Below are 25,669 nucleotides of genomic sequence, written 5' to 3' on the forward strand. Positions count from 1 at the left end.
GCCAATCATATTTTTTGATTATTGCTTCAATGTGGTACGCATTAATTGTTTCTCAGCTCCGCAGCTTGCGGTGTCTGTACTCTTTTGGCTAATAGAATCGATATCAAGGCAGATGCACCTAAAACGATGGAAATAAGTAAAAATGTTTCTCTTGTAGATTTGAATCCAAACAACGATGGCACAACATTCATGAAAAGCGGACAAATAAACTGGAACGTATAAATACTGGCCAATAAGATCGAAATTGCCATTGTGAGTCGCTCTTTCGATACCATTTGAGCTGTTTTCGTGAAAGACATCGGGAAGAAGAATCCTTGCGCAAAGCCTAGCAAAAAGACAGCAAAAGCAATCATCCATATATTCTGTGCGTAGCTTTCGACTAAAAATCCTAGACTATACAACATGATTCCAAATGCAACCATATAGCGATGGAATACCCGAGTAAGCATGGGAAACGCAAGTCCAGCAAGAAAAATACTAAACAAGGATAGGGCAGAAAAATAACCGACACTCGAAGCCGTACCGACACCTATTTCCGCTAAATATAAAGACATGCTGGTTGGAATCGTAAAATAAAGCAGGACATGCAGCCCACTTAACATGGCAACTACATAAAAAAATGCAGGAATCTTCGCCACTGAAGTGTTTACCGTGCTTTGAACTTGGACGGGCGGAAATTTCGGAATAAAGCAAATAACCAAGATCAGCAAGATAATCGCGTAGGAATAGCTTAAGAAAACGCTTCTCCAGCCGAATGAGGCAACAAAGCCACCGATCGATAGAAAAATAGCTCCTCCGATTCCATTTATAGCTGTAACCCAGCCGTTCATTTTGGTGCGTTCATCACCTTGAAAATTCTCAGCAATGAGGGCATTAAAGGTTGGTGAAATTAATCCGATACTCAATCCAAGAATAGCCCGGAAAACCAGGATCAAAGGAATGGAGTTAACGAATGAAGGTCCGATTCCTCCAATGATATAAAGCATTAAACCCACAATAAGTATGCTTTTCCTGGAAAATTTTTTGGCCAAAGTACTGGCGAATAGTAACGTAGGCAAAATAAATAAAGAAGATAAAGTGACTACCCATTGAATGAGCAGGGAACTGGTATCCGGGAAATCAAGTTTTAATAATTTGATTGCAGGAGCTGCCAGCATGGGTGCGAATGAAGCCGTAACTGCCAAGAATAACAAAGCTATTCTCGCGCTTGTTTTCATACTTATTTGTCCTTTCTTTCTTCAAATTCAAATGATGATTCCATTGTTTTCATTATCTACATATTTCTCCTCCTCGTTCCCACATAGTTAGAAATGCATCGTCGACATGATTCATTATATACAAAAAACATACATTTCGTCTATTATAAACATTCCGTTCATTTTGTATCGCCATAAAACAAATTATAAGACAGTGCAGATTCTCGTCTGCTCTGTCTCACCATTTTTAGACTAAATAAATATATAACGTCTTTTTTATTTTTAATGTTTATCGTTCAGATTTTTCATGTATAATAGAAGGAGAGTTCGCAGGGAGGCAAAACAATGAATAAACCAGTACATCAACCAGATGGAACGAAGATTAAATTACTTAAGAAGCTAATTACGTCTGTCATGAAAGATGGCTTTCAAAGCTTAAGGATGGATGATATCGCCAAATATATGGATGTTAGCAGAGCCACGATGTACAAGCACTTTTCTTCCAAAGAAGAAGTCATCGAAGGCGTCGTTCGAGTTTTTGTCGATTATATTAACGAGCTTGAAGATCCCAAGTTGGAAAATGACGATACCTCATTCGGCACCTGGTTTCAGCAATTGTTTGAACAATCCTTATCGCTTGTCGGCAAGATTACGGATGTTTTTTTAAAAGATCTTCAAGCAGCTTATCCGGATTTATACGATTTGCTGAAAGGAACTTTGAATAAGCGTGAGCAGCAAACACTGAAGTTTTATCAATACGGAAAAGACAAAGGTATTTTCAACCCGATAAATGAGAAATTCATTTTACTGCAAGATGATATTTTGCTTCGTGAAATCATTCAAGTGAAGTACTTACTCTATAATCAAATATCCATTCAACAAGTTTTACATGATTATTATCAATTTAAGAAGATTCAACTATTCAAAGCGGATAAGATGTCCATCGTCGATGACGCCAACATACATCCAATCATCGACCATATCGTTGAGAAATTTAACCGAACATTATAAGTTGCGAATACGGTTCACCGTTTCAGTCGATATAACTAAGGCCAACCTTTTGCGGGTTGGCCTTTTCTATTTCGTCGCTTACAAGCATGTCATTAAGACTTAAGTCCAGTATAAAGCTATAACTTGAGTCTAACTTTGTTTCATTCCCAAGTCTGTTACGTCGTACCATATTCTGCCTGTAAAGTGAAGGTAATAAATCTTTTATGAAAGGGTGTTCGGAATTGATAAATCAAACTTGGGGAACGAAGCCGAAAGTGAGGGTTTTTGAAGGGGAGAAATGGCTGGTGATTACCGGATTGCTCGGTTTTCTGCTGGCAGGGATTTGCGGGGTATGGGTCATATTTCATGGTGCAGAGATAGCTCCGCATGGGGATGTCTCCAAAGCAATCTCGTTTAATGCTGCACTCGGCATCTTTATTTTATCGACGGCAGCGATTAGTCCGTTTTCTGCATTAGGAACGAAAAGCAGAACGGTCTTTCGCTGGTCTTACATCGTGCTTGCTCTGTATTCCTACTTTGCCGAAACGGTCCAAAATTTTCGCGGCGTCAACCCGAGATTTGTGAAGAACGGTACAGCCTTCGATCAAGGGGTCGGTTCTATCTTCGCCTTTGTAGCGCTGCTACTGGTGCTGTTCTATTTGTTTCTGGCGATTCAATATTTCCGGAAAAAAGCTTACAAGCTCCGTCCCGAACTCGTGCTTAGCATCCGCTATGCGATGATAGCCGTAATGTTCTCGTTTGCGGCCGGAATCTGGATATCCGTCAATCAGGGCCGAACCGTCGGCCTGCATGGGAACATCATTTGGCTGCATGGCCTCGGTTTCCACGCTCTTCAAGCATTGCCGTTGGTTGCGTGGCTGACAAAGCGCTCATCGCTAACAACTACGGTTCCCAGCAAACCTATCCATATTACGGGCGGCGCCTATTTACTTGGATTAACAGCGATCGGCACGCAGACGATTCTCGGCTCCTCGATCTTGGAATGGTCTATACTTCCGCTTCTCGCCCTTGGTTTCTTTTTGATTTCATTAGTGCCTGCAGTACTTCTGGTTCGTTCGCGTCATACTGCCTCCATCAATAAGAGCTATTAAGCCCAGCAATTTCTTCTATACTGTATCACCATCAAGGTTGCGCCGGGTTATAACGATTTAAATATCATTCCCTTTAGGCAGATAAACGATAAATGTAGTACCTGCATCATGCTGACTCGCAACGCGAATGAAACCGCCGTGGGCTCTTACAAATTGATGAACGATAGATAATCCCAGCCCCGTTCCGCCTGTATGACGCGAACGGGCCTTTTCCACGCGATAAAAACGATCGAACAGGTGAGGAAGCTCTTCCGCGGGAATTCCGATGCCGGTGTCCATTATAGAGACACATGCATAGACCGCATTCTGGTCCATGACATTATCTTCAATAACGACCGAAATCTTTCCGCCTTCCGGCGTGTAACGGATTGCATTGGTCAGTAGATTGATAAATACCTGGGTGATCCGTCTCACATCAACCATAACTATCACTGGCCTCGTGCTCGACGAGAGGCAGATTGCCAGTCCGTTCTCTTCAGCCTCCATTTTCACATCATCCACGATTTGTTCAAGTCTATCCGTTAGATCGAGCGGTTTGCGATCCAAGGTTAACCGGCCCGCTTCAGCCAATGACAAAACATGTAGATCCTCCACCAGCAGGCTCAAGCGGATCACTTCGTCATGCAGTCTAAGCAGCGTTTCAGAAGGAATGTATGGACCGGCCTGTTGGGCATTTTCCAATTTTAGCTGCATAATGGAAAGCGGCGTACGAAGCTCGTGAGCAACATCAGCCACCAATCTTCTGCGGGCTTCCTCGGCTTCGTGCAGACGAAATGTCATATCATTGAACGTTCGGGCGACTTTCCCATACTCATCTTTCGTGTCTATTGGTACTTTGACGTTCAGGTCGCCCTGTGCAACCCGCTCTATGGCGGCTATAAGCTTTTTGAGCGGGAGGGTCAGCACACCCGATATCCAAAAATTGAAGAACAACCCAATTGCAACAAAAAAGAACAAGCGCACGCCGTGTGTGACATTAAGCAGTGCACTCAACCGCATATTTTCAAGGATATAAGATTTAAAGACTTCGATTTGCTCTTCGGGCGTGGCATTCAAATAATTGGCATCGATTTGTTCCCTTTTAAATTGATCGATCAAACCGCCTGTGTATACTTGCGTTGTAAGGGAGAAAGTGATGCTTACAATAAGCACGAGCAGTCCCATATAGGCAAATATTTTCATACGGACCGTCATCTTCATGAGCGTTCACCGAATCGGTAGCCGAAGCCATATACCGTTTGAATATATTGTGGACTAGCAGGATCGTCCCCCAGTTTGCGGCGAAGATTCCGGATATGGGAATCCATGGTTCTTTCGTATCCCATGTACTCATTCTCCATAGCAGCATTTAATAATTGCAAACGGCTAAAGACAATGCCAGGACGACTCGCCAGTGTGAACAGAATTTTGAATTCAGTAGGTGTTAATTGGATTTCCTGACCGTCTTTAAATACCTGGCACTTAGCTTCGGAAATAAACAAGTTGTCTCTTTCCAAGAACATCGCCCTGTCTTTGTCTTCAGGTCCGCGTAAGCGGCGAAGTAAAGCCCGAATGCGCGAAGTGAGCTCACGCAAGCTGAACGGCTTCGTCAAATAATCATCCGCGCCAATTTCCAAACCGACAATTTTATCCGATTCATCCGATCGCGCTGTGACCATAATAATGCCGCAATGTGAGGTTTGCCTGATTTCGCGGCACACGTCAATTCCGCTTATCTCCGGGAGCATCCAATCAAGAACCACGAGATCAGGCCGTTCAGACCGGGCTATGATAAGTGCCTCCCTGCCCGTACGGGCGGTCAATACCCGGAACCCTTCTCGTTGCAAATAGGTCTGAATCTCCTCCAGCATGCCCTGCTCGTCTTCAACTAGCAACAATTTCGGCTCCATTCCCATCACATCATTCCTTATAGACTTATTCTATTGACGAGAGTTATATCACTTACCGAAATTATACCGTGATTTGGTAGATTCTTAAAGAAATCCACACAAAGAGAGGAAGATCTGCATAAGTTCTCGACATTTGTTGTGTAAACTGGCTGTGAAAGGAGAGAAATCATCATGAAAGTTAAACTTGTTTCATTCGCAATTCTTTCTGTATTTCTACTAGTTGTCCCGACGATCGCCTTTGCTGAAGGGACTGGTGTTGGTTATGGCACTATCACCCCCGGGCGGCTCTTGACGATCGCGGCTGCGTTGATTGGGTTATGCAGCGCAGTTGCTGCTGGGATCACTCTCGCCCGTCCAACCGGTCGTTTGGCCACTGGAAAATGGTCGTCTGTTATGTCCATTGTGTTGAGTCTGTTTTGTGTGCTTCTCTCTGCATTTCATCTAGCCGTTACCCCTGGCGGTTTCAACACTGGCAACGGACGTGCTGGAGCGATCATAGCGATCGCGATCGGCCTAATCGGCTTGCTGCTTGCTGGTACGGCTTGGACCCGCTCTCTTCGTAACAAATAATTTGACGATTGTTCTGCCTCTCTTGAGAACGTGCTTTTTGGAGGGCGCAAGTAATGTCAGTGGAAGGAGAATAAGCGTGAAATTAAAACTTGTTTCGATCGTAATCCTTTGTGCACTTCTATTTGTGCCAACAATTGCCTCAGCTGAACAGGTCTACGGTTTTACCCCCGCACGAATCAAGATTATCGTTACGGTAGTAATGGGGTTGGGCAGTTTGGTCATCAGCTGGTGGTCCTTGGTCCGTGCCTCTGATCGTTCCGGCAAAGGGAATTGGCGAATTGGGACCATCGTGGCCGTCGTGTTGGCATTGATTGCCTATTTCATCGCTGGGCCGCACTTTAGTCACACTCCTGGCGATATTGGTTCCGGTAACGGGCGGGGCGGTGCCGCCTTCGCTGTCATACTGTCGATAATCTCGACTGTCCTCTCTGGAATGGCTTGGTACAGTTCCCGCCGTACCCGCTGAACCGATGTATATCATAAATAAAAAAGCAAGCGGCCACAGCCCCGCTCGACTCGGACTTCGGCCGTGAGGCTTGGACCCAGGCGTGCGACGGTACGATCCTGAAGCCCGAGCTGCCATGGGAGGGCGAGTGTATCGAAGCCGCCGCCATGTGCAAGCGGGAAGGCAAGCTGATCATGTTCTATGCCGGGGCCTCTAATAATTGGCCCCAGCAGATCGGATGCGCCGTAAGCGATGACGGTATCCGTTGGGAGAGGTTGTTTGGGACGGGTATATCCCTCAGCTTAGAAGGTAATGCGTGATTGCAGAAAGATCGTCCGGTATTTTTCCGGACGATCTTTTCTAGTCATCTTTTCTGCTTCCTAAGAACCACTTATCCGCCAAATTCACTCCTTTTTGATATTCAACTGTCGTGTCGCGCTAGCTTAACCCAATATCCTCATTCCACAGTCTAATTACTTCTTTTAATTCTAAATTTTCAAAGCTTAATTTATAAATATCTGGTTTCTTTAATTGATTTAAAAAATCCAAACCATAACTTGAATCATAATAATTCATCATCAAAGTCATGACAAGTCCATGTGTTCCAATAGCTATCTTTTTCCCAGAGTGTTCTTTCAATATGTTTTTTATCACTGAAATCGATCTATTCTGGCAATCAGAATTAGACTCCCCTCCCGGTAAAGAATAATCAAACTCATAAAATTTCTCTCTAATAACTGACATTAACTCACCATTTTCAATCATTTCACCTGCAAAATCCCTTTCCCTGAGATCTTCAAACGTTTTGATGTCTAATTCTAAGTGCTGTGCCAGTCCCTCAATACTCAGGATTGCTCGGTTATAAGGGCTAGATATAATAACATCTATACCTTCTTCTTTAAGATTTTCTGTAACTTTTTCAACATCGCCTTTGCCCTTAGTGGTAAGTCCTCTTGTTCTTTCGGTTCCTTCAGTGTATGGTGATTCGGCATGCCTAACCATATAGATGGTGGTCTTCATATAATCCTCCTTGAAATGCTAACTTACGTGTTTCAACTTATTGAACCACATTTTGGTTTTTTATAGTAAGAAAGTTAAGTAAAATTTTCTTTTCGTGAGGAGACCCCCACTAAACATAAATCCGGGGTTCGTTGCCAGCCAGAAACTTATACCACCGCTGCCGGAACCTAACCTGCGGACCATCAGCCGGCACATGCGCCTCCATGCGTAACGCCTCCGGGATTGGCCGAGGATGCTGACTTTCGACAATGTCTCGGTCTTCCTCAAGAACCCTAGAGCTGTATTTGGAAAATAAATAGTTCATCCCCGGCACGAACGTTGCAAAATTACGGCCTGCATACCCGTATATGGCGGTTATTTCCTCTTCAATTGGGGTGAACGTGATGTAATTGATGAATTTATTTTTTGCTTCCTGGATCGGGGTCAGAATCCATTGCTGGGGGAAGCGATATTTCAACTGAGCCCCTCCATTGCTGACAAGGATGTCGTCCCCTTCAGTTTCGAACGAAATACGGATTTCCACGGAAGAGTTTTTGCCAATCGTCTTGCGGTGAACGATGGGAACATGGGCTACGTCGATGACGCTTTCGATCACTCTCGTCAAATGCGCATTCCATTTAGCGTCGTATGCGGCCCATTTAAACGTGGGGTCATTCAGTTCGGCGAACAACTGGGGCTCCAACAGCAGCTCCTGAGACTTATCCCCTTTTGCTTGCGGGTACACCCATAGCAGTCCTGCCCGTTCTATGGCGGGGTATACAACCGTATGGGCGAATTCCGGAATCGCCCGCCCCGGGTGAGCCGGAATATCGATACAACGCCCGTCGGCATCGAATGTCCAAGCGTGGTAAGCACACCTCAACTGCCCTCCGCGACAGGATCCAAGGGATAAATCCGCCCCTCGGTGCGGGCAATAGGCATGTATCGCTTGCAATGCTCCAGCACTGTCTCGATACAACACGACATCCTTACCTAGAAGCCTACGCTTTATCGGCTTCGAACTCAGCTCCTTCGACCAACCGACAGCATACCAAGCTAGAGGAAACACGCGCTGATCACTTTCTTTAATTTCCCGATACAATATCGTATCAGACATGAGATTGTAGCCCTCCTATGTGTTAGCATACCATCAGTTCTACTTTATAGGCAGTTGGAGCATCATTTCGGGCATCTTCATTTAAGCATTAAGCTTATAGATGGTCCAGGCTAAAAGAGTGGCAAAGCAAGACCAAAGTAAATACGGAACCAGCAGCTAAGCTGCAAATTTAGAATAAGGAACACTCCAAAAATAAGTTCGTCCATTTGATTATTATTATTAAGTTACAACCAAAGGTATTACTATTCGGCCCATCCTAACAATCCTAAAACTCTTTCGTTCAATCCATTGTCAACTAAGGTTCAGTCCTCCAGCTGGACTTCCTGGCAGCAGATAATGTGTTTTCATTAATGTTAATGAACATTTCAGTAGGACAATCTTTAGCTTTACATTATTGATTTAGTTTACAATTAAGCCCCATAGAATTTTAATCCACAATCGTGATACTTGAGGAGATTAAGTCAATGACCTCCTGAATACTCAGCAATATTTCCTTCTGTTCGTCCATGTCCTTCAAACAAAGTTTCCCAAGTTTTTCTTCATTTTCACCTATCAGAATCACATATCGAATCCCCTTAGAAGAGGCTGCTGCAAGTGATTTTCTTAACTTTCTTCCACTTGTGTCTATACTTGTACGCAAACCATTTGCTCGCAATTTAGCAGCTGTTTTAAGCACTTCTGGAACCGTTTCCCCAATAGGAATTACTAAGACTAAAGGGACTGGTAGTTGAACTGGGCGATTCTTAAGCATCTCCATGATTGATTCCATTCCAAAAGAAATGCCTACTGTTGGATATTGAATATCGTCCCTACCGATTAACTGTCCAATAATGGCATCATAACGGCCACCACCGCCTAAGCTTGAAGTAAAAGAGCCAGAAGCGTCGAAGATCTCATAAACAGTTCCTGTATAAAAAGATAATCCACGAGATAGATAGGGATCAAACTTGCATATTTGCTCTAACCCCAAATTCTGGATGATATTCTGCAGATACTGGACTTCTAGTGACCCGGGGGTTTCTTGGATTCCATATTTATATGACACCATCTCAAAAGTTGGATTGCCTAATTCGATTAATCCTTTTATTGCATTGATTACTTGGGAATCTAAACCTTTGCTAACAAGCTCATTTATTACCCCGACATTCCCAACTTTTTCAATTTTATCGAGTGTCAACATAACAGATTGCTTTTCACTGGAAGGGACACCAATTGATTCAAGAACTTCACTCAAAAAACGTCTATTGTTCCACTTGAGAGTAATCGGTATCTCCAACCTTTTGAAAACCTCAACTGCTAACTGCATTAACTCAGCTTCTGCCTCAGGTCCTGCAATTCCAACTACATCAACATCACACTGCAAAAATTCACGTAAACGACCTCTCTTAACAGGTCCATCTCGAAATACCTTACCAATTTCGTACCTCTTATAAGGAAGCTCAATACCTGGATTTAATGCGATCACTTTTGCAAAAGGAATAGTGAGGTCATATCGAAGTCCAAGATTTCGCATACCTTGATCTGTTATTTGGTACATTTCCTTTAGTATTTCATCGCCGCCTGAATACTTCGATGCCAAAAGATCGAGCTCGTTTAGTATAGTGGAATCCATCCCATCAAAATCATACAGTTCAAACACTTCTTGAAGTGTGGATTGAACTTTTTTTCTAAGCGATTGTTCCTTTCCAAAAAAATCATAGGTACCTTTTACATTTTGCACAAGAATCAATCCTTTCAATTTTTTGATAAAATAAAAAACGCGCAGGACCTCATGGTCCTGCGCGCTCGATATGCCGCAGGGAGGCCAACGCGAAAAGCGTTAGCCCACCCTGGATTTTTTACAGGTGTGCTAACGCCTTTTGTGATGATGAAGTTGATTCAACATGATTCTTTTCATGAGGCTCAATCTCCTTTGACACTTGAATACAACGATTATAACGGATCACACCAACCCATGCAAGATTGATTCGGTGTGTCTGTCGCGGCCAGCTGGCTGTCCCTTGTTTTTGCATTATCGTTCCTCGCTAGCGGAGCAAAGAGGCAGACGCCGTGTCGGCACTGCCTCTTCAATATATTTCATTAATTGTTCGCGCGGGCTGCGCGCATGGCCGCGGTTTCCTCTTCGTTCGGTCCGTAGATGCCCGGAGCCGCAAGTCCCGCTTGACGCATCAGAATCGTCATCTGACCACGGTGATGGATTTGATGGCGGATCAATATTTGCAGCACACCGCCGTATGTCGTCTCGATAAAGCCGAACAGGACCAACTTCTCCAGCAGCTTGGCGTCCGTCCATTGCTCCTTCAACGCCGACGAGACTATGTCATAAACCTTGCGATAAGTCTTGGTGATTTCGGCTGCGGAAGCTGGCTGCTTCGAAAGGTCCGGACCTTCCATCTGCAGACTTGCCGCTCTCAGAAAAGCGCCGTAGCTGCCCACCAGATGCCAGGCCAGTTCGCCTAACGTCCGTGGCTGAGCCTCCGAAACGGCTTGCATCAGCGAATCGTCCGTCAGCTTGTCCAATACTTTCAATGTCAGCTCTGCCTCTTGCCTACTATCTTCTAGAAATGCATTTACGCTCGTGTACATCATCATCTCTCCTCATAGAGTTGGATTAAAATACGCTGCCGACGACAACCTTCATAGCTCGCCTTGAGGAAACGCATCTACCTGCAATCGATATGCATTGCAAGGTGGTCTCAGGAAATATCTTACATCACAACAGATACAAACGCCATTAAAAATTCATCGCCGATATATGCTTCGTCCTCTCCCCCTGTTCGTCTGATTGCTTAAAGTTGATACAAGAGCGTCTTCTCCTTGATGGTGCGGGTTTCTAACTGAATTTAACGGCAAGTTTTTAAGGCCACTCCTTGCGGAATGGCCCTTACTTTCATACAGTGAACGATCTTTTCCATAAAACAGTTGAGTCTAATCTCTCGAATCAAAATAGTGAATCGGACGGATCTCAATCCCCCATCCAAATTGCTCGCCCGAAGTCACTTGCACGGCTGGGTGTAAGGAAGCAATCTGAATCGCTTCCTCTATGTCCCGTGCTTCTATGAGAAAAGCACTGCCAATCATCTCCTTCGTTTCGATAAAGGGACCGTCCATAACCATCACTTTCCCATTCGCCCGCCGCAAGCATTTCGCTTCGGGTGCGAGACCTGCATCGATAATCACTTGCCCGCTCTTGTATAAATTCTTCAGGTGGGGCGGACATTCGTTCATTATAGCGTCAATCTCATCCTTTGGTCGGGCATCCATTTTATCTGAATCCAAGTAACCCAAACACAGAAATTTCATTTTCATTTCTCCTCTATCGTGAGTTTGGAGCATTCATTCTCGCTTCTATTTAATCGACGAACTGTATACAAGTAAATCGACATACCCTTAAAAGTATTTTATAAAAATCATCGAAGGCTTCTTTATCTTTACATAGATTGATCTGTGCAATGGCACGCAAATTGGAACATCCGAAATAGAACATGTCTTGCCGATCAGAAATGCATTTTCGAAATAACCATCAATTTTTACTATCAAATTTATCACCGCTAGTTTAATGAGTTATTTGTTTTTTAACAAAGCAGTTAAGTCAATTTCTTTCCCAGAATCTGCAGAGGTAGAATTCTTAGCTTTTCCATATTCAAAATGTTACGGCGATCTGCTCCTTGGTAATTATGCTAACGTTTCCCGATAGATTAACAATAACTACTCTTCACTAGACTTTTTGTTTTGTCTATACCGCACTATCGCCAGTGGTAAATTTGCCACTCCAAGGATGAAACAAGATACAATAGGTATTAACTGAGGTATAGTGGGATAATTCGGTTTTCCATCTCCTACAGGTCCTATTTTTGGTTGATGGGCATCCCACAAACCATATAAAAGCCCTACCACGGGTATCAAAATACAAATTACACTGGTAATCATGTGAAACACATACTTGTTCAATTATTCCCCCTCCATCCGATGTCGCTTGAGTACATCTCCTAATCTATACGTTTCCTCAAATAGGGAGTTACGTTAATCTGCCCGTTACTTCAATGAAACAAGGGACAGCTACCTGTCGCGGCGATCTGTCCCTTGTTTTTGCACTATCGTTCTCCGTTTCTTCAATGAATCCCGAACATTGTTTCCTAATTTTTCTCTAATATAACAAGTGAATAAACTGTTGCACCCATCTCACCACCTGACATAGCACTCTGAGATACAACCTTCCATCCCTCTTGTAAAAGCTGATTTAAATCACTTAAGTTATTCTTTTTATCGTTATAATAATGAACTACAATTGCCTTTTGCATGAATACACCTCCAGAACACCATCGTACCATACATATTATTCCATCAACCTGCCCGTTAGCATGGAAACGGCAGCCGATCGTAGCTCTGATTCCTTGGAATGCCTCGACGATTTGGCAATGGCGTGGAAGAAAGATGGCTTCATTTACATCCCCTCACCACCGGCTTTTATGTATTCGTAAGTTTCACTTCATCCAAAGCTCTCTGCGCCAATCCGTTAACCACGATGTCGTCCATCGGCGGATTATGCAGTCCTGCCCGCACGTCGCGGTACATCCGCTCCAATGGTAAACTGCGTGACAAACTCGCAGCACCGACGATACGCATCGCTGTATCTACAATCGAGATAGCTTGATTCGTGGCCACATGTTTGGCCAAGCCCAGCTCCGGCTTTAGCGCTTTGCGCTGCTTAGGTTCCCGGTCCCAGCGATCGGCAACCGAGTAAAGCACCATGCGAGCCGTTACAAGCGCGATTTCCATTTCGCCAATTTGACGCCGAATATTCGGTAATTCAGCTATCGGTGTGGTCAAGCTGTTCGGTCGATACTGCTGCGCGAAGTTAATCGCAAAGCTTCTAGCCGCATGTGCAATCCCGATATAACAAGCGGGAATATGCAATAGCCAGCCACCGTCGTCCGGTCTGCGCTCCTCGCGTGGTGCTCCCGAACGATGAACAAGCTGATCGTCTGGCACGAATACGTCTTCAAGCACCACATCGTGGCTCCCCGTAGCGCGCATACCAAGTGTGTTCCATGTTTCTTCTACACGTACGCCAGATCCGTAACGCACAAAAAACTCCCCGGTTTCCTCCGTGCCCTCAATCGCCGCCGAAACAGTAAAACATGTGAGTATCGGACTCAGCGTACTGTAGGTTTTGCGTCCACTCAGCAGCCATCCGCCCTCGGTGGCAACAGCCTTCGTTTCCGGTCTTCCCCCTCGACTCGGACTCCCTGTTGCCCGTTCCGTCGCCAAATGATTAATTAATGCACCTGTTTCTACCGATTCTCGGCAAAAACGTGCGTACAACGTTTCCGGCCAAGCATTCGTAAAGCGTAGCTGATGCAGCAAACCAACGTGCCAGCCCACCGCAAGCGTTGTTGAACCATCGCCTCGCGCGAGTCGTTCCTGGGCAAGTACCAATTCGTACAGCGACGCTTCCTCTCCGCCGTAAGCTCGCGGCACTGTCAACTGCAAGTAGCCTGCTTCACGAAGATCCGCGAAATTGGCGAACGGAAAGCTTCCCTCTGCATCATGATGTGCCGAACGACTCGCGAAGCGAGCGGCTAATCGATCAGAACGTTGCGCAATTTCCGCCTCTCGTTCATTACGAATATATATATCAGTTCCTATGCTTCCAGTCATTTCTCTCTCTCCTCTGCTTGTAAATTAAGTCCCTTAATTTCGACTTTTGAGATCAAAGGTATTTTATTGAAATCCTCAAACGTCTTTATCTCGTAAGTTATCTTCAAATATTTCGCATCCTATGAGTTCTTGTTCTGTGAAATTCTGTCTTCTAGCGGTAGTTGTTCTCCATAATTTTAACACAGATATTGATTGATATTATTGAAGAAATCTGCCCGCTAACGTAACGAAGCTGCCGATAGTGCCGGCAGCTTCAACTATAGTTCCCAGTTAGCTAAACATTCAATTTTTCGAGAAAGGAAAGCACGCTATCTTTCGTAGTTTCTTCCAGAATGGTTTTCCTATATGCATTGTTGTTTGGAACCACTAGATAGTTTTAAGTATTCATGCTTCAAAATACTCATCATTATACGATCGACATATTGACCATTTTTATAGACTTCGTCTCTTAGTATGCCATCCTTATTGAAACCAGCCTTTTCATAACTCCGAATAGCACCAGGATTATCAGCATCTACCGTCAAATACACTTTATGAAGGTTTAAACGCTCGAATGCAAAATCCAGGACAACACCTGTCACTTCTGTAGCATAACCTTGCCCCCATACCATTTTGTCCCCAATCCAAATACCAAATTCAGCATGCTTGGACCAAGGGTGGATATTAAACAATTGGGTATTGCCAATCGGGATGCCGTCTTCTTTTATTATGGTAAAATAGACAGATGATAGATCTGTTTGCGCGTACTTCCGTGTACGTTCTCTGACCACTTCCGGTGTTAGGGGCATACCACTTCCTGATGGTAACGTTCGGTTAACTACAGGATCGGACAGCCATTCATATCGCTTTTCCCAATCTTCTTCAACAACACGCCTTAATGTTACTCGTTGTCCGTATAGCATATTTCCCCTCCGTGTACCTAGATTGGTACTTATTTTGTATACAGTAAATCCATATGTAGGGTATTCGCGAAAGCTTTTTGACTATCCTGCCCGTTAGCGGGGAAAAGGCCGCCGGTTCATATTGGCTGCCTGGTTCTAGTCAGTATTAAGCTATAGTTCCCTGTTAGCTTAACTTATTCCGCCGAATGGGAAGTGAAACTCTATCTGTTCAAGATCTTCTTTTTCTAACTCCCAGTTCAATGCATTTAGATTATCTATAATATGTTCCTTATTCGACGCTTTGGGGATTGAAACTAATCCTTCCTGCCTTAACACCCAATTTAATGCTACTTGATGAGCAGTCTTATTGTATTTTACCCCTATTGAATCTAATACGTTTCTTTCCTGTGATCCGACCCTAGGGAAACCCTTCATACCAAATACACCTGGTGCATATCCAAATGGTGAATATCCCATAATCGTAAGCCCATTCTCCTTAGCAAAGGGCAAAACGTCACTCTCAATACTTCTATCATTCAAATGGTATCCAACTTGATTACAAACCAATGGTACTTTACCTAAATGGAATTGGGCCCGTTCCATTAAATTAATTGAGAAATTGCTCACCCCAACATATTTAACAAACCCCTTGTTCACTAGTTCAACCATTGCCCCCATTGTTTCTGAAACATCGTACTGATCACTCGGCCAGTGCTGTAAATACATATCGATATGACTTGTCTTTAAACGATCCAGACTTGCCTCAGCAGCGTTTAGAACACCTTTGTAGGAACAATTCCTAGCAGAAACCTTAGTCACAAGGAAGACTTCTTTTCTTATGTCTTGTATTGCCTTGCCTACAACTTTTTCTGCTCCGCCATTAGCATATTCTTCAGCAGTATCAATTAACTTTAGCCCATTTGCTATTCCGAAACGTAAGGCTTCAATTTCTTCTAACTCCCGATCTTTATCCTCACCAAATTTCCATGTACCTTGGCCTATAACAGGAATACTTATCCCCATTTTGCCCTGTTCACGAAATAGCATAACAATCCCCCTTAGAACGCTATTATTCAACTATAGTATAACATTCTTATTAGCGAGAAGGCTGCCACTCTATGTTCTAGCGGCAGCCTTGTTAGAAGTCTATGTAACTATCGTGTCCCGTTAGTTCAATAACGCTGAGAAGAATGTTGTTTATTTGAGATATTCGGAAGCTATGGTGGAAAAGGCTACGAAACTCCGTTTCTCCTACTTTTCAATCAAAATGGAAATATCCAGATGAATTTCTTCTATGCATTTATGAGGCAAACTCCTTCTTTGTTTTCGCTTCCCTTGCTAAAATACCGCTGAAAATAAAAGATAACAACGAACCGGCAAAGCAAATAGCCGCAAAAATGCCTACTGCAGAAAAACCGTTAAAAGCCGCGTAAATCAGGCCTGCAATCCAAGAACCGAACGTTGTCGCAGCGTACATGATCGAATTTGCTAAGCTGGAGATCGTGCCGCGGATGGCTGGATTTAATGAATTCAGCAAGCCCAATATTAATGGAAAAGTGATCCCCATGTTCACGAATATGAAAAAGTAAACACTTTCGAAAGCCGTAACCGATGGCAAGTGAGGCAAAACAATAAAACATATGATTGAGACAAAAAAGCCCACAACCAGTGTATTAAAACGGTTTAGCGCTTTGATGACGTAGGCACCGCCTATGCTGCCAACTATATTCCCGAGACCAAGAAAAAACATCACGTACCCCGCTTGATCAATGGAAAGATGAAAGCGATCTGCCACCCATTTTCCAATGAACGAAAAGGCTGCAAAGAATCCGCATTGAAATAAGAAATGTGCGAGGAAAGCCCTTCTAGCAGTTCGACTATTCAATAGTGGGAGGTATCTGCTGAAAATCGAAGTTTTGGCCTTTGGATCTTGATTCGGTTTCATTTCAGGCAAAGCATAGAAGATGAATACCGCCACCAATAACGCACATATCCCGATTGTAAAAAAAGGATAAGACCAATGGGTTGAGGCAAGCAGACTCCCGATAGGGATACCGAACGCTTGGGAGGCAGCCAAGCCTGCCATGACGATTCCTGATACTTTGGCGATTTTTTGTACTGGGAACAGAGCAGGGATCATGGCCCAAACTTGAGGCGCTGTGAATGCAGCGCTAACACCGGCTAAAAAGCGGAATAAGAACATCGACCAAAAACCTGTGGCTAAGCCGCACAACATAGTTGAAACCGAGAAACAAACCATGCCGAAAAGCATGACCTTTTTGCGGTCCCGACCATCGGAAAGCGGTCCGGCAATTAGCGCAAATAGGGCATAACCTAAAGCATAAGATCCTACCATCCAACCCGAATACTCGGTCGGAATATGAAATAAAGATTGTAGCGTGGGGATAAGCGGAGAAATCAAAAACGTATCTGTACCGATTACAAACATGATGAGGAAAAACAAGGTTGTTAATTTAAACATGATTAATCACCTTTCGCCCTTCTCATTTAGTTCTATAGTTCAAATATTATTGAACAAATGAAGAAAAAAGAAATTTCCTTCTACAACGTATCCAGAAATCCAGGTAGGTATGTTTGAAATGTCTCTAATTCGATACTCATATACTTCGCTTGAGCTTCTTTTCGTACTTTTATCAATTTCGCCTCCTTTAAAGTACGTAAGTGGTACGAAGTATTCGATTTCGAAGTATCGCGAATGTCTCCTACTTCTCCACAATTCATCTCCTTCTTACTGGCGTATAAAGCTCGTATGATGTCTAATCTGGTTTCATCAGCTAATGCTTTAAATATTTTGACTCTGAGCTCGTCATGCATAGTATTTTGAGTAGTCATAAAACTATTGTACTAAGATTTCTCTACAAATCAAGTCTTTAAAAATAACTCCACCTTCTCGGAATTATCATGCAATCTTAAAAGTTAAAATCACACACAAGTCAACATCAACAACAAGTATTATTTCCCTCTTATTGAACTCTCTGCCTGCTTTCCGCGGGAATGAGATAAAGTTCTTGTCACCCGACTCCTTCGGTGAGAAGGTTGTCTTTTTTCATTAAAAATAGCAGCTAAATAAGTTATTAATTTAGAATGAACTAACTCTATTTTTATCTTCTGACACGGGAAGATAGCTACCACATCAGGCTCCATTCTGGAATCATTTTCAAATCAAGAGATTGTTCGTTTTGCTTGGGCTCGGGAACCTGTCCATACACTAGATAATATGACAATAACTAGCCCTATCCTGCACGTCTGAATGAACCGCTTCACATCTTCATCTCCCCCGACAAAACTTACAACTTTGAACATTGCCATTAACATTCAGATCACCTTTCCTTCTTTTACCTAGTAAACATTAGTAGAACAAAAAATACCCCCCTGTTCAACGTAACCAGGAGGCGGTTATTAAAGGTCATATACAAGGGTTCGTGCGGGCTCCGTTTCCGCTGCGATGCGGCCGTGACTGACCACATACCGGCTCAGCGGCTGCTCGCGCACCAAATCGAAGGCATCGCGCCCGGGCAGCAGCACGAAGGAGGCCGGCAGGCCGGGCGCCAGCCCGTAATCCCGGAGCTGCAGCACCTTCGCTGCGCCGGACGTGACCATGCGCACGAGCGCGGCCACTTCTTCGCGCCCGGTCATATGCGCGAGATGAGCCGCCATATGGGCGGCAGAGAGCAGGTTGCCCGTGCCCAGCGGATAGAAAGGTGTCTGTATGTCGTCATGCGCCAGACTGACATTCACGCCGGCCGCCCGCAATTCTTTGATCCTGGCGATGCCTCGGCCTCGCGGGTACGCGTCGTACCGCCCCTGCATCGCACTGTTAATGAGCGGGCAGCATACGATATGGATACCGGAGCGAGCCGTCAGAGCCAGCACCTTCTGAAAGTAGGCCTCACCGTAATAGGCCGTAGCGTTCGCATGCGCTGCGGTTACACGCTCGCGCAGGCCGTAACGTATGGCGAGATGGGCCGTGCTTTCCAGGAAGGTGGAGCCGGCATCGTCCGTTTCATCGCAGAAAATATGAACGAAACCGCCATGCTTCTCCGCCAGCTGGAACACGATATCGAGCGAAGCCAGCCCTTCCTCGCGCGTAGGCTCAAGATGGGGCACAGCGCCGACGCCGTCCGCGCCGAGCGCCAGCGCCTGCTCCAGCCTGCGCTCATTATCCGGGCAAGCCCGGATGCCATCTTGCGGGAACGCGATAACCTGCACATGCATGTGCGGCTTCATCCGTTCGCGCAAATCGAGCAGCGCCCGCAGCGCCGTCAGGTGCGGATCGGATATGTCCGTCTGCGTGCGGACATGAAGAACGCCAGCGGCCATGAGCTGCCGAAGCACCTGCTCCGCTCGCCGCAGAACGTCCTCGTGCGTGAGCATCGCTTTGCGCTTCTGCCACAGCCTGATGCCCTCGAACAAAGTGCCGCTTTCGTTCCATGCCGGTTCCCCGGCCGTGAGGACGGTGTCCAAATGGATGTGCGACTCCACGAAAGGCGGAAGCAGTACATGCCCGCTGGCATCGATCTCCCTCTCCGCCTGATCGTCCACCTGTCCGATGACAGCAATCCGGCCGTCTTTCACACCGACATCGACAACGCCCCGGTTCTCCGGATCATCGAGGATCCGAGCCTTACGAACAATCATATCCAGCATCGGCTTCACCTTCTTCCCACGTTGTTTCGATTAGCCTTCCTTTTTCATCTCGGATTCATGCCAGGAGCTTAACACCCATTTGGCGAAGGCATTGACCAAGAGAAAGAAGAAAATGCCGAGAGCGGATGCGGAGAGCCCGCAAGCGAACAAATAAGCGGTCTTCAACCTGGCGGCGGCATACGTAATCGCATAGCCCAGCCCGCCATGGCCCCCGCCGATCCCGGCGATATATTCGCCGACAATGGCTCCGACGACGGACAGCGTGCAGGAAATTTTCAGTCCGGCAATCATGTACGGCAGCGCAGCGGGAATGCGCAGCCGCCACATCGTTTGAAACGCATTGGCATTGTAGAGATAAAACAAATTGCTCATATTTTGATCCGTCGAGTTCAGTCCGATCAAGGTGTTCGACAGCATCGGGAAAAAGCCGATCAGGAATGTGATGATGACGATGGCATTCATACCTGCATCGAACCAGATGACGATCAACGGTGCAACGGCAACGATCGGAATCGTCTGCAAAATAATGGCGTACGGATACACGCTTTTCTCAATCCATTTGGAGCTGGCCAGCAGAATCGCCCCCGCTACGCCCATAATAATGCTGAGAAAGAAGCCAAGCACAGCTTCCATCGTCGTCGTTCGGACGGATACCCATAACGAATGCTCGTTTTCGATGGCTGCCGCCACGATATCGGAAGGTTTCGGCACCAGATAGACCGGCGCCTTGACCAGATAGGCGATAAGCTCCCAGCCGCCGATGAATACGACGAAGGCGACTAGCGGAGGCAGCAGGTGTTTGAACAAAAACAGGAAGCGTTCCCCAGGGGAGACGCCGCCGTCCATCCGGTTCGCCCAAGCCGCCCGCTCACGGGCAGGAAATATTTCGTCGGGCAGCATTTGCACATATTTTGAATCTACAGCCATGATCGTATCTCCCTTCTAGTTAAGGTTCAGGCTCATCCTTAATTTCCCCGGATTCAGCAGCCCCCTGGGATCGTTCTCGCGCTTCCTGCGCTCCATGCCGCCGACTTCACCTCGTCCGCCTTGCTCGAGCACCCAGGTATGAGGATCGAAGATGCGGACGCCGATGGATTCGCAGTATGCAATCATTTCGTACAAACGCTCCTCGCTATGGAATCGCACGACAGGAAGCGCATTAGGCGTAATCTCGCCCCCGCTGCGCACCCACTCGAAATGCAAGTACATCTCATCGCCGAACTTCGCTTTTAAGAGCTCTATTTGTTCGAGATAACGGTCCAATTCGAAGCCGGCTTGCAAATAGGTCATGGACGCATCGGTCTTCATGGCCCACAAGGTCGTGTGATTCCATGTGAAATCCGATACACCGATCGTTTTACGGTACTGCTCCGCTGCGATGTAATGTCCGATGTGTCCGCCATATTGGCCGGCCAAAGCTTCAACTGCCGCCCTGCTGTCCTCCGCAAACTCCAGCATTACTGCGGCCATGCCGGGCCGGATCACTTTGGCGAAGGGAACGAAATAAGAGGGAATCGGCCATTCCATCGGCGCAATCAAACGCTTGGGAACCGACTCCTCTCTCGCCAGAGCCTCTCCGAACCGCATCGACTGCTGCAGCGTAGCGAACTGTACGATCGCTTGCGCCCACTCCGTACGCGGAGAGAGCGGAATCGTCACCTCCGTCAGAATGCCGGTCGTACCATAATTGTGAATGTAATTGAACAATTCCCGGCCTTGAACGACCAGACGCCGAGGCTGCTCCTCCATGGTGTAGATAACGGCTTCCAGCACATTGCCGTCCCACAAATTGCCATGCGTGATCGAGCCGATTCCGCCGGAGCCGCCGCTGACGAAGCCGCCAACGGTCGCTTTCACGTAGGTACTCGGATAAATGCGGATCTCCTGACCGGCTTCTCGCGTTTTTTTGTCGATCACGCCTAACCGGACGCCGCACTGCAGCCTGGCATAGCCGGGGCCGATCTCGATAATTTCGTCCAAGCGGCTTAGATCAAGCACGATGCCTCCCTGCAGCGGAACCGCCTGACCGTAGTTACCCGTACCCGCTCCGCGAACCGTTACCGGAATATTGTGGCGGTAGCCGAAGGCCACAATGTCCGCCACTTCCGCTTCACTGCGAGGTATGGCCACGGCATCGGCCCTAGGTATATGCTGTAATTGCCGGTTAAGCACAGGGGAATACCAGTAATAATCCTTCGAGAGCTTCTCTCGCGTTTCCCCGTCCACATGCACGATGTCTTCTCCCAGAAGCTCCTGCATCGTTCGCTGCCATTCGATTTGCATCGCCATCTCCCTCACCTCCGGTTTTAATGATCCAGCGCCGCCGATACCTCCCGTACCAGATCGCTGAATTGCGACGTCGTGCGGAAGCTTTCATCTCTCGGAAAAGGGACCGGAATATCGATCCGGGCCGATATTTTCCCGGGACGCGGTGTCATAACGACGACACTCGTCGACAGGAACACCGATTCGAATACATTGTGCGTAACGAACAGCACCGTCATCGATTTATCCTGCCGCCAAATGTTAAGCAGCTCCATTTGCAGCGTTTGGCGTGTGATTTCGTCCAATGCGCCGAACGGCTCATCCATGAGCAGCAGCTTCGGCCTGGAGATCAGCGCCCGGGCAATGGAGACGCGCATCTTCATACCGCCGGACAGCTGTCTGGGCAGCACCTTCATATAGTCCTTCAAGCCGACGAGCTCAAGCACGCGCTGCGTCTCTTCCTTCTGCGTCTTCTTGTCGACGCCACGCAACTCCAGAGGCAATCGCACGTTTGCCTCCACCGTCGACCACGGCAGCAGCGTGTGATCCTGGAAAACAAAAGCGATATCGCTTTGCTTGCGCGCTTCCTTCGGCGTCGTTCCGAACACATCCAGCTTCCCGCTGCTCGGTTTGGCCAGCCCAGTAATCATTTTGAATATCGTTGATTTGCCGCAGCCGGATGGACCGACGAAGCAGAGAAATTCCCCTTCCTGGATGCTTAGATTCACATCTTGGAGCGCAATCGTCCCGTTCGGATAGGTTTTGGACAAGCCTTCCATGCTGACAAAAGCCCGTTTGACTCCGAGGCTGCTTGGATTATGAATGAGCGGGGAATTCATGACCATATCAATCATCTCCTACTATTGGTTTTGGACAAGAGCCTGCTTCAACGACTTCATATCAAACGCTTGAAATTCAAGCAAAGCTTCGGCGATCATTTCTCCGTAAGCCGCCGTCATGGCATAACCTTTCTCACAGGAGGCTTGTGTCGCATCTCCGGAAATACCGGAATGGGACAGATCGTCCATCACCCAGGCGAAGGCTTTCTGCCGGAGCATCAGGTACCGGGAGCCGGGATAATTCGGATATTCGGCCGGTGCCGCTTCCATATGCACCCAGTGCGGAATCGCCGACATCACCAGCGACGTCTCCATGTCACCGGCATGAATCCCGGCCTGCTTCTCCAGCGGCGTAATCCACTCGTCGGCTCCTCCAAGACCGCCCGGATCCAGCCTGAATACAGCCAGGCCGGTCTCCATGCGGATCTCCCTGCTCATCATATTGAGCAGATCGGCGTTGCCTCCGTGCGTGTTCACGAGCGCAAGCTTCTGAAAGCCGCTGACGGCAAGGCTCTTGGCGATATCGAGCACGACGGCCATCAACGTCGTTGCGGACAAGGTGATCGTCCCCGGAGCCCCAAGATGCTCCGTGCTCTTCCCGTATGGAATGGCCGGCAGCAGCCAAATGTTCGCGTCCATGGGGAGCTGCTCAAACGCGCTGGTCAGCAACACTTCCGAAATTAACGTGTCGGTAAACACCGGCATGTGCGGACCGTGCTGCTCGACAGCCCCCACCGGCAAGACGAGCAAGGCGTCGTCTTTGGGCAGCCCGGCAACCTCCACTCTGCTTAACCGGGGGAAAAAATGCCGGTCCCACGCTTTGCCTGTATAACGTTGAAATGACAACCCAAGCACCTCCCTTACATGTATGAAAAAGATCCAGTCTCGGGCTGCAAGAACGGATCTTCATGGTCAACCTTCCTCCGTTTTACCGGAAATTCCGCTCTCCCGAAACAGCCGCAAAGCCTCGGCTACGTCCGCAACCCGCTCTCCCAGACGAGCTGCCATGACCAGCTCCCTCGGGTCAGGCGTCAGCGAGCTGTCGGGTCCCGCGAGTGTGGAGGCTCCATAGGGCGAGCAGCCGATAGCGTCCGCCGTCAAATATTCCGGATTCTCGGAATACGGGAGCCCGACGAAAATCATGCCGAAATGAAATAAAGGCACCATGGACGTTAAAATAGCCGCTTCATGCCCCGTATGAATCGAAGCCGTAGAATTGAAAATGCCTGCGGGCTTCCCTTCTAAGGCGCCTTCCACACACAGCTCGCCCGCCAGCTCCAGAAACAGCTTCACTTGCGCCGGCATCGAGCCGTAGTACGTGGGAAAGCCCCAGAGAATCCCGTCCGCCCAGCGCAGATCGTCATTCGTTGCATAAGGGATATGCTGCTGCAGCGATTGTGCAGCTTCATATTTGGTATACCGGTCAGTCAAACGGAATTGGCGGGACAATACCGCCGAATTGGCCGGTTCGTCCTTTTCCCGCCGAATGACCCGGTTCGCCGGGGATGCCATTTCGAGAATGCGGACGATCCGGACGCGATGCGCGCCTGACCGTCCGGCACCGTCGGCTGCAGCATGCGCCATCTGCCAGACATGACCGAAAGCACTGTAATAAATAACGAGCAGGTTAGCCATGGGAGTTTGCTTCACCCTTTCACAAATTCATGTTGGTGGAAGGATACTTTCTCGGCGGCCTCTTGCCAATATCGGGCTAGCTGACTGTCCTGCCACTCCGCTTTGGCTGCGGCTATGCGCACCCAACGCCCCCGGCTGTACACCCACCTGCGCTCCGGCAGCATCGTAAAGATCTCTTCCGGCGTACTTCCGTCCAGAATGACGAAGCTTGCTTCATGGCCTGCCTGTATGCCGGTGCCGGTCAATCCCAGCACCTGGGCGGGAACGTCGGTGATCATCCGCAGCAGCGTTCGCAGGTCGTCCGGCCTCCCCATATGTGCGGCATAGGAGCCGATTAAGGCGATTTGCAGCAGATCCCCTCTTCCGAACGGATGAAACGGATCATGTATATTGTCGGAAGCGACGGCTATCGGAATCCCCGCCTCCCATATTTCCTTCAGCCTCGTTACACCACGCCGCACCGGGAAGCTGTCATGCCGGCCCTGCAAATACAAATTGACGGCCGGCAGGGAAACAGCCTTCAGACGGGCATCGGCCATCCGGTTGATAATGCCGTGAGCGTCGGCATCCGTCATAGAAGCCAGCGCGCATAAATGGTCGACGGTGACCCGTCCTTCGTACCCTTGCGACTTCGTCCTCTCCGCGATATGCAGAACGGTGCGCATCGCCGGATTATCCGTCTCATCGCAGTGAAGATCGACCGGCACGTCATATTTCTCCGCCAATTTGAACACGTAATCGATATCTTCCTTCGGTGTGATCGACAAATGCGGCGCTCCGCCGATGCCGTCCACGCCCATTCTCAAAGCTTCTTCAATCGCCTCCGCATCCAAGCTCATGAAGTTGTAGGGACACATCGGAAACAACTGAATCGTCACATAGGAAGCGAGAGCTTCCTTCGCTTCCAGCGCAGCCTCAATGGTTCGCAAGGCAACTTCCCGGGATACGCGCAGGTTGAAATCGAGATGCGTACGAATATGCGTAGTTCCGAAGGATAAGGCCTGCATCGCCGAACGCATGATTCTGGCTTTGATGTCCTGCTTCGTGAAAGCAGGCGATGCCTGCGAATAATTGAGCACCGCTTCTTCCAGCGTGCCGCTGCGATTCCCCACCGAAGCGAGCGAGAACGCTTTGTCCAGATGCATGTGAGCGTCGACGAAGCCGGGAAGCAGCATTTTGCCTTCAAGGTCGATGACCTCAAACATCCCCGCCTTTCCCTGGAACTGCTTCATATTGTCTAGCGAGACGGCTTCGGGAGGGGATGCGGCTCCATCCTGCCGAATGATCTGCGTCCATACCCCGTCTCGTATCGACAGGCGATACAGCTGCCTCTCATCCTCCATGGGCAATCGAACATTCACGAAATCCACATTCGCTACAGCTGTCAACGGCGTCCCCTCCC

General features: G+C 47.5%; 25 protein-coding genes. 4 read left to right on the forward strand and 21 right to left on the reverse strand.

Going from position 1 to position 25,669, the window contains the following annotated elements:
- Positions 1-41: 41 nt before the first annotated feature.
- On the reverse strand, positions 42-1,217 hold the full coding sequence (locus tag PUT07_RS19645; RefSeq protein WP_274470070.1) for an MFS transporter: 1,176 nt from the start codon (positions 1,215-1,217) through the stop codon (positions 42-44).
- Between the two features lie 324 nt (positions 1,218-1,541).
- On the opposite strand from PUT07_RS19645, the gene PUT07_RS19650 reads away from it, so the two are divergent.
- Positions 1,542-2,207 (forward strand): TetR/AcrR family transcriptional regulator, encoded by a 666-nt coding sequence (locus PUT07_RS19650; protein ID WP_274470072.1) that lies wholly within the window; start codon positions 1,542-1,544, stop codon positions 2,205-2,207.
- Between the two features lie 221 nt (positions 2,208-2,428).
- Entirely contained in the window at positions 2,429-3,298 is an 870-nt protein-coding gene (locus tag PUT07_RS19655; RefSeq protein WP_379240074.1) for a hypothetical protein, read from the forward strand.
- 57 nt (positions 3,299-3,355) lie between these two features.
- Here PUT07_RS19655 and PUT07_RS19660 read toward each other — a convergent pair whose 3' ends face one another.
- Together PUT07_RS19660 and PUT07_RS19665 are read right to left on the reverse strand one after the other, a co-directional pair.
- Positions 3,356-4,498 (reverse strand): sensor histidine kinase, encoded by a 1,143-nt coding sequence (locus PUT07_RS19660; protein WP_274470074.1) that lies wholly within the window; start codon positions 4,496-4,498, stop codon positions 3,356-3,358.
- Positions 4,495-5,187: a response regulator transcription factor gene (locus PUT07_RS19665; protein WP_274470075.1), complete on the reverse strand. Its 693-nt coding sequence runs from the start codon at positions 5,185-5,187 to the stop codon at positions 4,495-4,497. Before PUT07_RS19665 ends, PUT07_RS19660 begins: the two co-directional genes overlap by 4 nt.
- Before the next feature lie 171 nt (positions 5,188-5,358).
- Between PUT07_RS19665 and PUT07_RS19670 the strand changes: the two genes are divergently transcribed.
- Together PUT07_RS19670 and PUT07_RS19675 are read left to right on the forward strand one after the other, a co-directional pair.
- Positions 5,359-5,757: a DUF6223 family protein gene (locus PUT07_RS19670; protein WP_274470076.1), complete on the forward strand. Its 399-nt coding sequence runs from the start codon at positions 5,359-5,361 to the stop codon at positions 5,755-5,757.
- Between the two features lie 76 nt (positions 5,758-5,833).
- Positions 5,834-6,223, forward strand: coding sequence for a DUF6223 family protein (locus PUT07_RS19675; protein WP_274470077.1), 390 nt, complete (start codon positions 5,834-5,836; stop codon positions 6,221-6,223).
- A 417-nt stretch (positions 6,224-6,640) separates the two neighbouring features.
- Here the strand turns inward: PUT07_RS19675 and PUT07_RS19680 are convergent, their stop codons facing one another.
- The 18 genes from PUT07_RS19680 to PUT07_RS19765 form a co-directional block, all read right to left on the reverse strand.
- Positions 6,641-7,222 carry a histidine phosphatase family protein gene (locus PUT07_RS19680; RefSeq protein WP_274470079.1) on the reverse strand — a complete coding sequence of 194 codons (582 nt, stop codon included), beginning with the start codon at positions 7,220-7,222 and terminating at the stop codon, positions 6,641-6,643.
- A 109-nt stretch (positions 7,223-7,331) separates the two neighbouring features.
- Positions 7,332-8,318, reverse strand: coding sequence for an aromatic ring-hydroxylating oxygenase subunit alpha (locus PUT07_RS19685; protein WP_274470080.1), 987 nt, complete (start codon positions 8,316-8,318; stop codon positions 7,332-7,334).
- Between the two features lie 427 nt (positions 8,319-8,745).
- Complete coding sequence (locus PUT07_RS19690) at positions 8,746-10,038, reverse strand: histidine--tRNA ligase (RefSeq protein ID WP_274470081.1); 1,293 nt, start codon at positions 10,036-10,038, stop codon at positions 8,746-8,748.
- Between the two features lie 359 nt (positions 10,039-10,397).
- The gene (locus PUT07_RS19695) at positions 10,398-10,904 is read right to left on the reverse strand and encodes a DinB family protein (RefSeq protein ID WP_274470083.1); all 507 of its coding nucleotides are present in this window, start codon (positions 10,902-10,904) and stop codon (positions 10,398-10,400) included.
- 342 nt (positions 10,905-11,246) lie between these two features.
- Positions 11,247-11,621 (reverse strand): YciI family protein, encoded by a 375-nt coding sequence (locus PUT07_RS19700; protein WP_274470084.1) that lies wholly within the window; start codon positions 11,619-11,621, stop codon positions 11,247-11,249.
- An 833-nt stretch (positions 11,622-12,454) separates the two neighbouring features.
- Positions 12,455-12,619: a hypothetical protein gene (locus PUT07_RS19705; RefSeq protein WP_158082244.1), complete on the reverse strand. Its 165-nt coding sequence runs from the start codon at positions 12,617-12,619 to the stop codon at positions 12,455-12,457.
- A gap of 166 nt (positions 12,620-12,785) precedes the next feature.
- The gene (locus tag PUT07_RS19710) at positions 12,786-13,979 is read right to left on the reverse strand and encodes an acyl-CoA dehydrogenase family protein (RefSeq protein WP_274470087.1); all 1,194 of its coding nucleotides are present in this window, start codon (positions 13,977-13,979) and stop codon (positions 12,786-12,788) included.
- A 341-nt stretch (positions 13,980-14,320) separates the two neighbouring features.
- Positions 14,321-14,881, reverse strand: a complete 561-nt coding sequence (locus PUT07_RS19715; RefSeq protein WP_274470089.1) for a GNAT family N-acetyltransferase — start codon at positions 14,879-14,881, stop codon at positions 14,321-14,323.
- A 168-nt stretch (positions 14,882-15,049) separates the two neighbouring features.
- A complete protein-coding gene (locus tag PUT07_RS19720; protein ID WP_274470090.1) occupies positions 15,050-15,907 on the reverse strand; it encodes an aldo/keto reductase in 858 nt (285 codons plus the stop codon).
- Positions 15,908-16,160: 253 nt separating this feature from the next.
- Positions 16,161-17,342 (reverse strand): MFS transporter, encoded by a 1,182-nt coding sequence (locus tag PUT07_RS19725; RefSeq protein ID WP_274470091.1) that lies wholly within the window; start codon positions 17,340-17,342, stop codon positions 16,161-16,163.
- 80 nt (positions 17,343-17,422) lie between these two features.
- Entirely contained in the window at positions 17,423-17,713 is a 291-nt protein-coding gene (locus PUT07_RS19730; protein WP_274470092.1) for an ArsR/SmtB family transcription factor, read from the reverse strand.
- 567 nt (positions 17,714-18,280) lie between these two features.
- Positions 18,281-19,528 (reverse strand): amidohydrolase family protein, encoded by a 1,248-nt coding sequence (locus PUT07_RS19735; protein ID WP_274470094.1) that lies wholly within the window; start codon positions 19,526-19,528, stop codon positions 18,281-18,283.
- 30 nt (positions 19,529-19,558) lie between these two features.
- Complete coding sequence (locus tag PUT07_RS19740) at positions 19,559-20,374, reverse strand: ABC transporter permease (protein WP_274470894.1); 816 nt, start codon at positions 20,372-20,374, stop codon at positions 19,559-19,561.
- A gap of 96 nt (positions 20,375-20,470) precedes the next feature.
- Positions 20,471-21,817 (reverse strand): FAD-binding oxidoreductase, encoded by a 1,347-nt coding sequence (locus PUT07_RS19745; protein ID WP_274470095.1) that lies wholly within the window; start codon positions 21,815-21,817, stop codon positions 20,471-20,473.
- Between the two features lie 17 nt (positions 21,818-21,834).
- Positions 21,835-22,632 carry an ABC transporter ATP-binding protein gene (locus PUT07_RS19750; protein ID WP_379240369.1) on the reverse strand — a complete coding sequence of 266 codons (798 nt, stop codon included), beginning with the start codon at positions 22,630-22,632 and terminating at the stop codon, positions 21,835-21,837.
- Positions 22,633-22,653: 21 nt separating this feature from the next.
- A complete protein-coding gene (locus tag PUT07_RS19755; RefSeq protein ID WP_379240083.1) occupies positions 22,654-23,487 on the reverse strand; it encodes a creatininase family protein in 834 nt (277 codons plus the stop codon).
- A gap of 57 nt (positions 23,488-23,544) precedes the next feature.
- Complete coding sequence (wrbA, locus tag PUT07_RS19760) at positions 23,545-24,267, reverse strand: NAD(P)H:quinone oxidoreductase (RefSeq protein ID WP_274470099.1); 723 nt, start codon at positions 24,265-24,267, stop codon at positions 23,545-23,547.
- 11 nt (positions 24,268-24,278) lie between these two features.
- Positions 24,279-25,655 carry an amidohydrolase family protein gene (locus PUT07_RS19765; RefSeq protein WP_274470100.1) on the reverse strand — a complete coding sequence of 459 codons (1,377 nt, stop codon included), beginning with the start codon at positions 25,653-25,655 and terminating at the stop codon, positions 24,279-24,281.
- Between the last annotated feature and the right edge of the window lie 14 nt (positions 25,656-25,669).

Origin of the sequence: Paenibacillus sp. MAHUQ-63 (genome assembly GCF_028765165.1) — a bacterium.
Taxonomy (GTDB): Bacteria; Bacillota; Bacilli; order Paenibacillales; family NBRC-103111; genus Paenibacillus_E.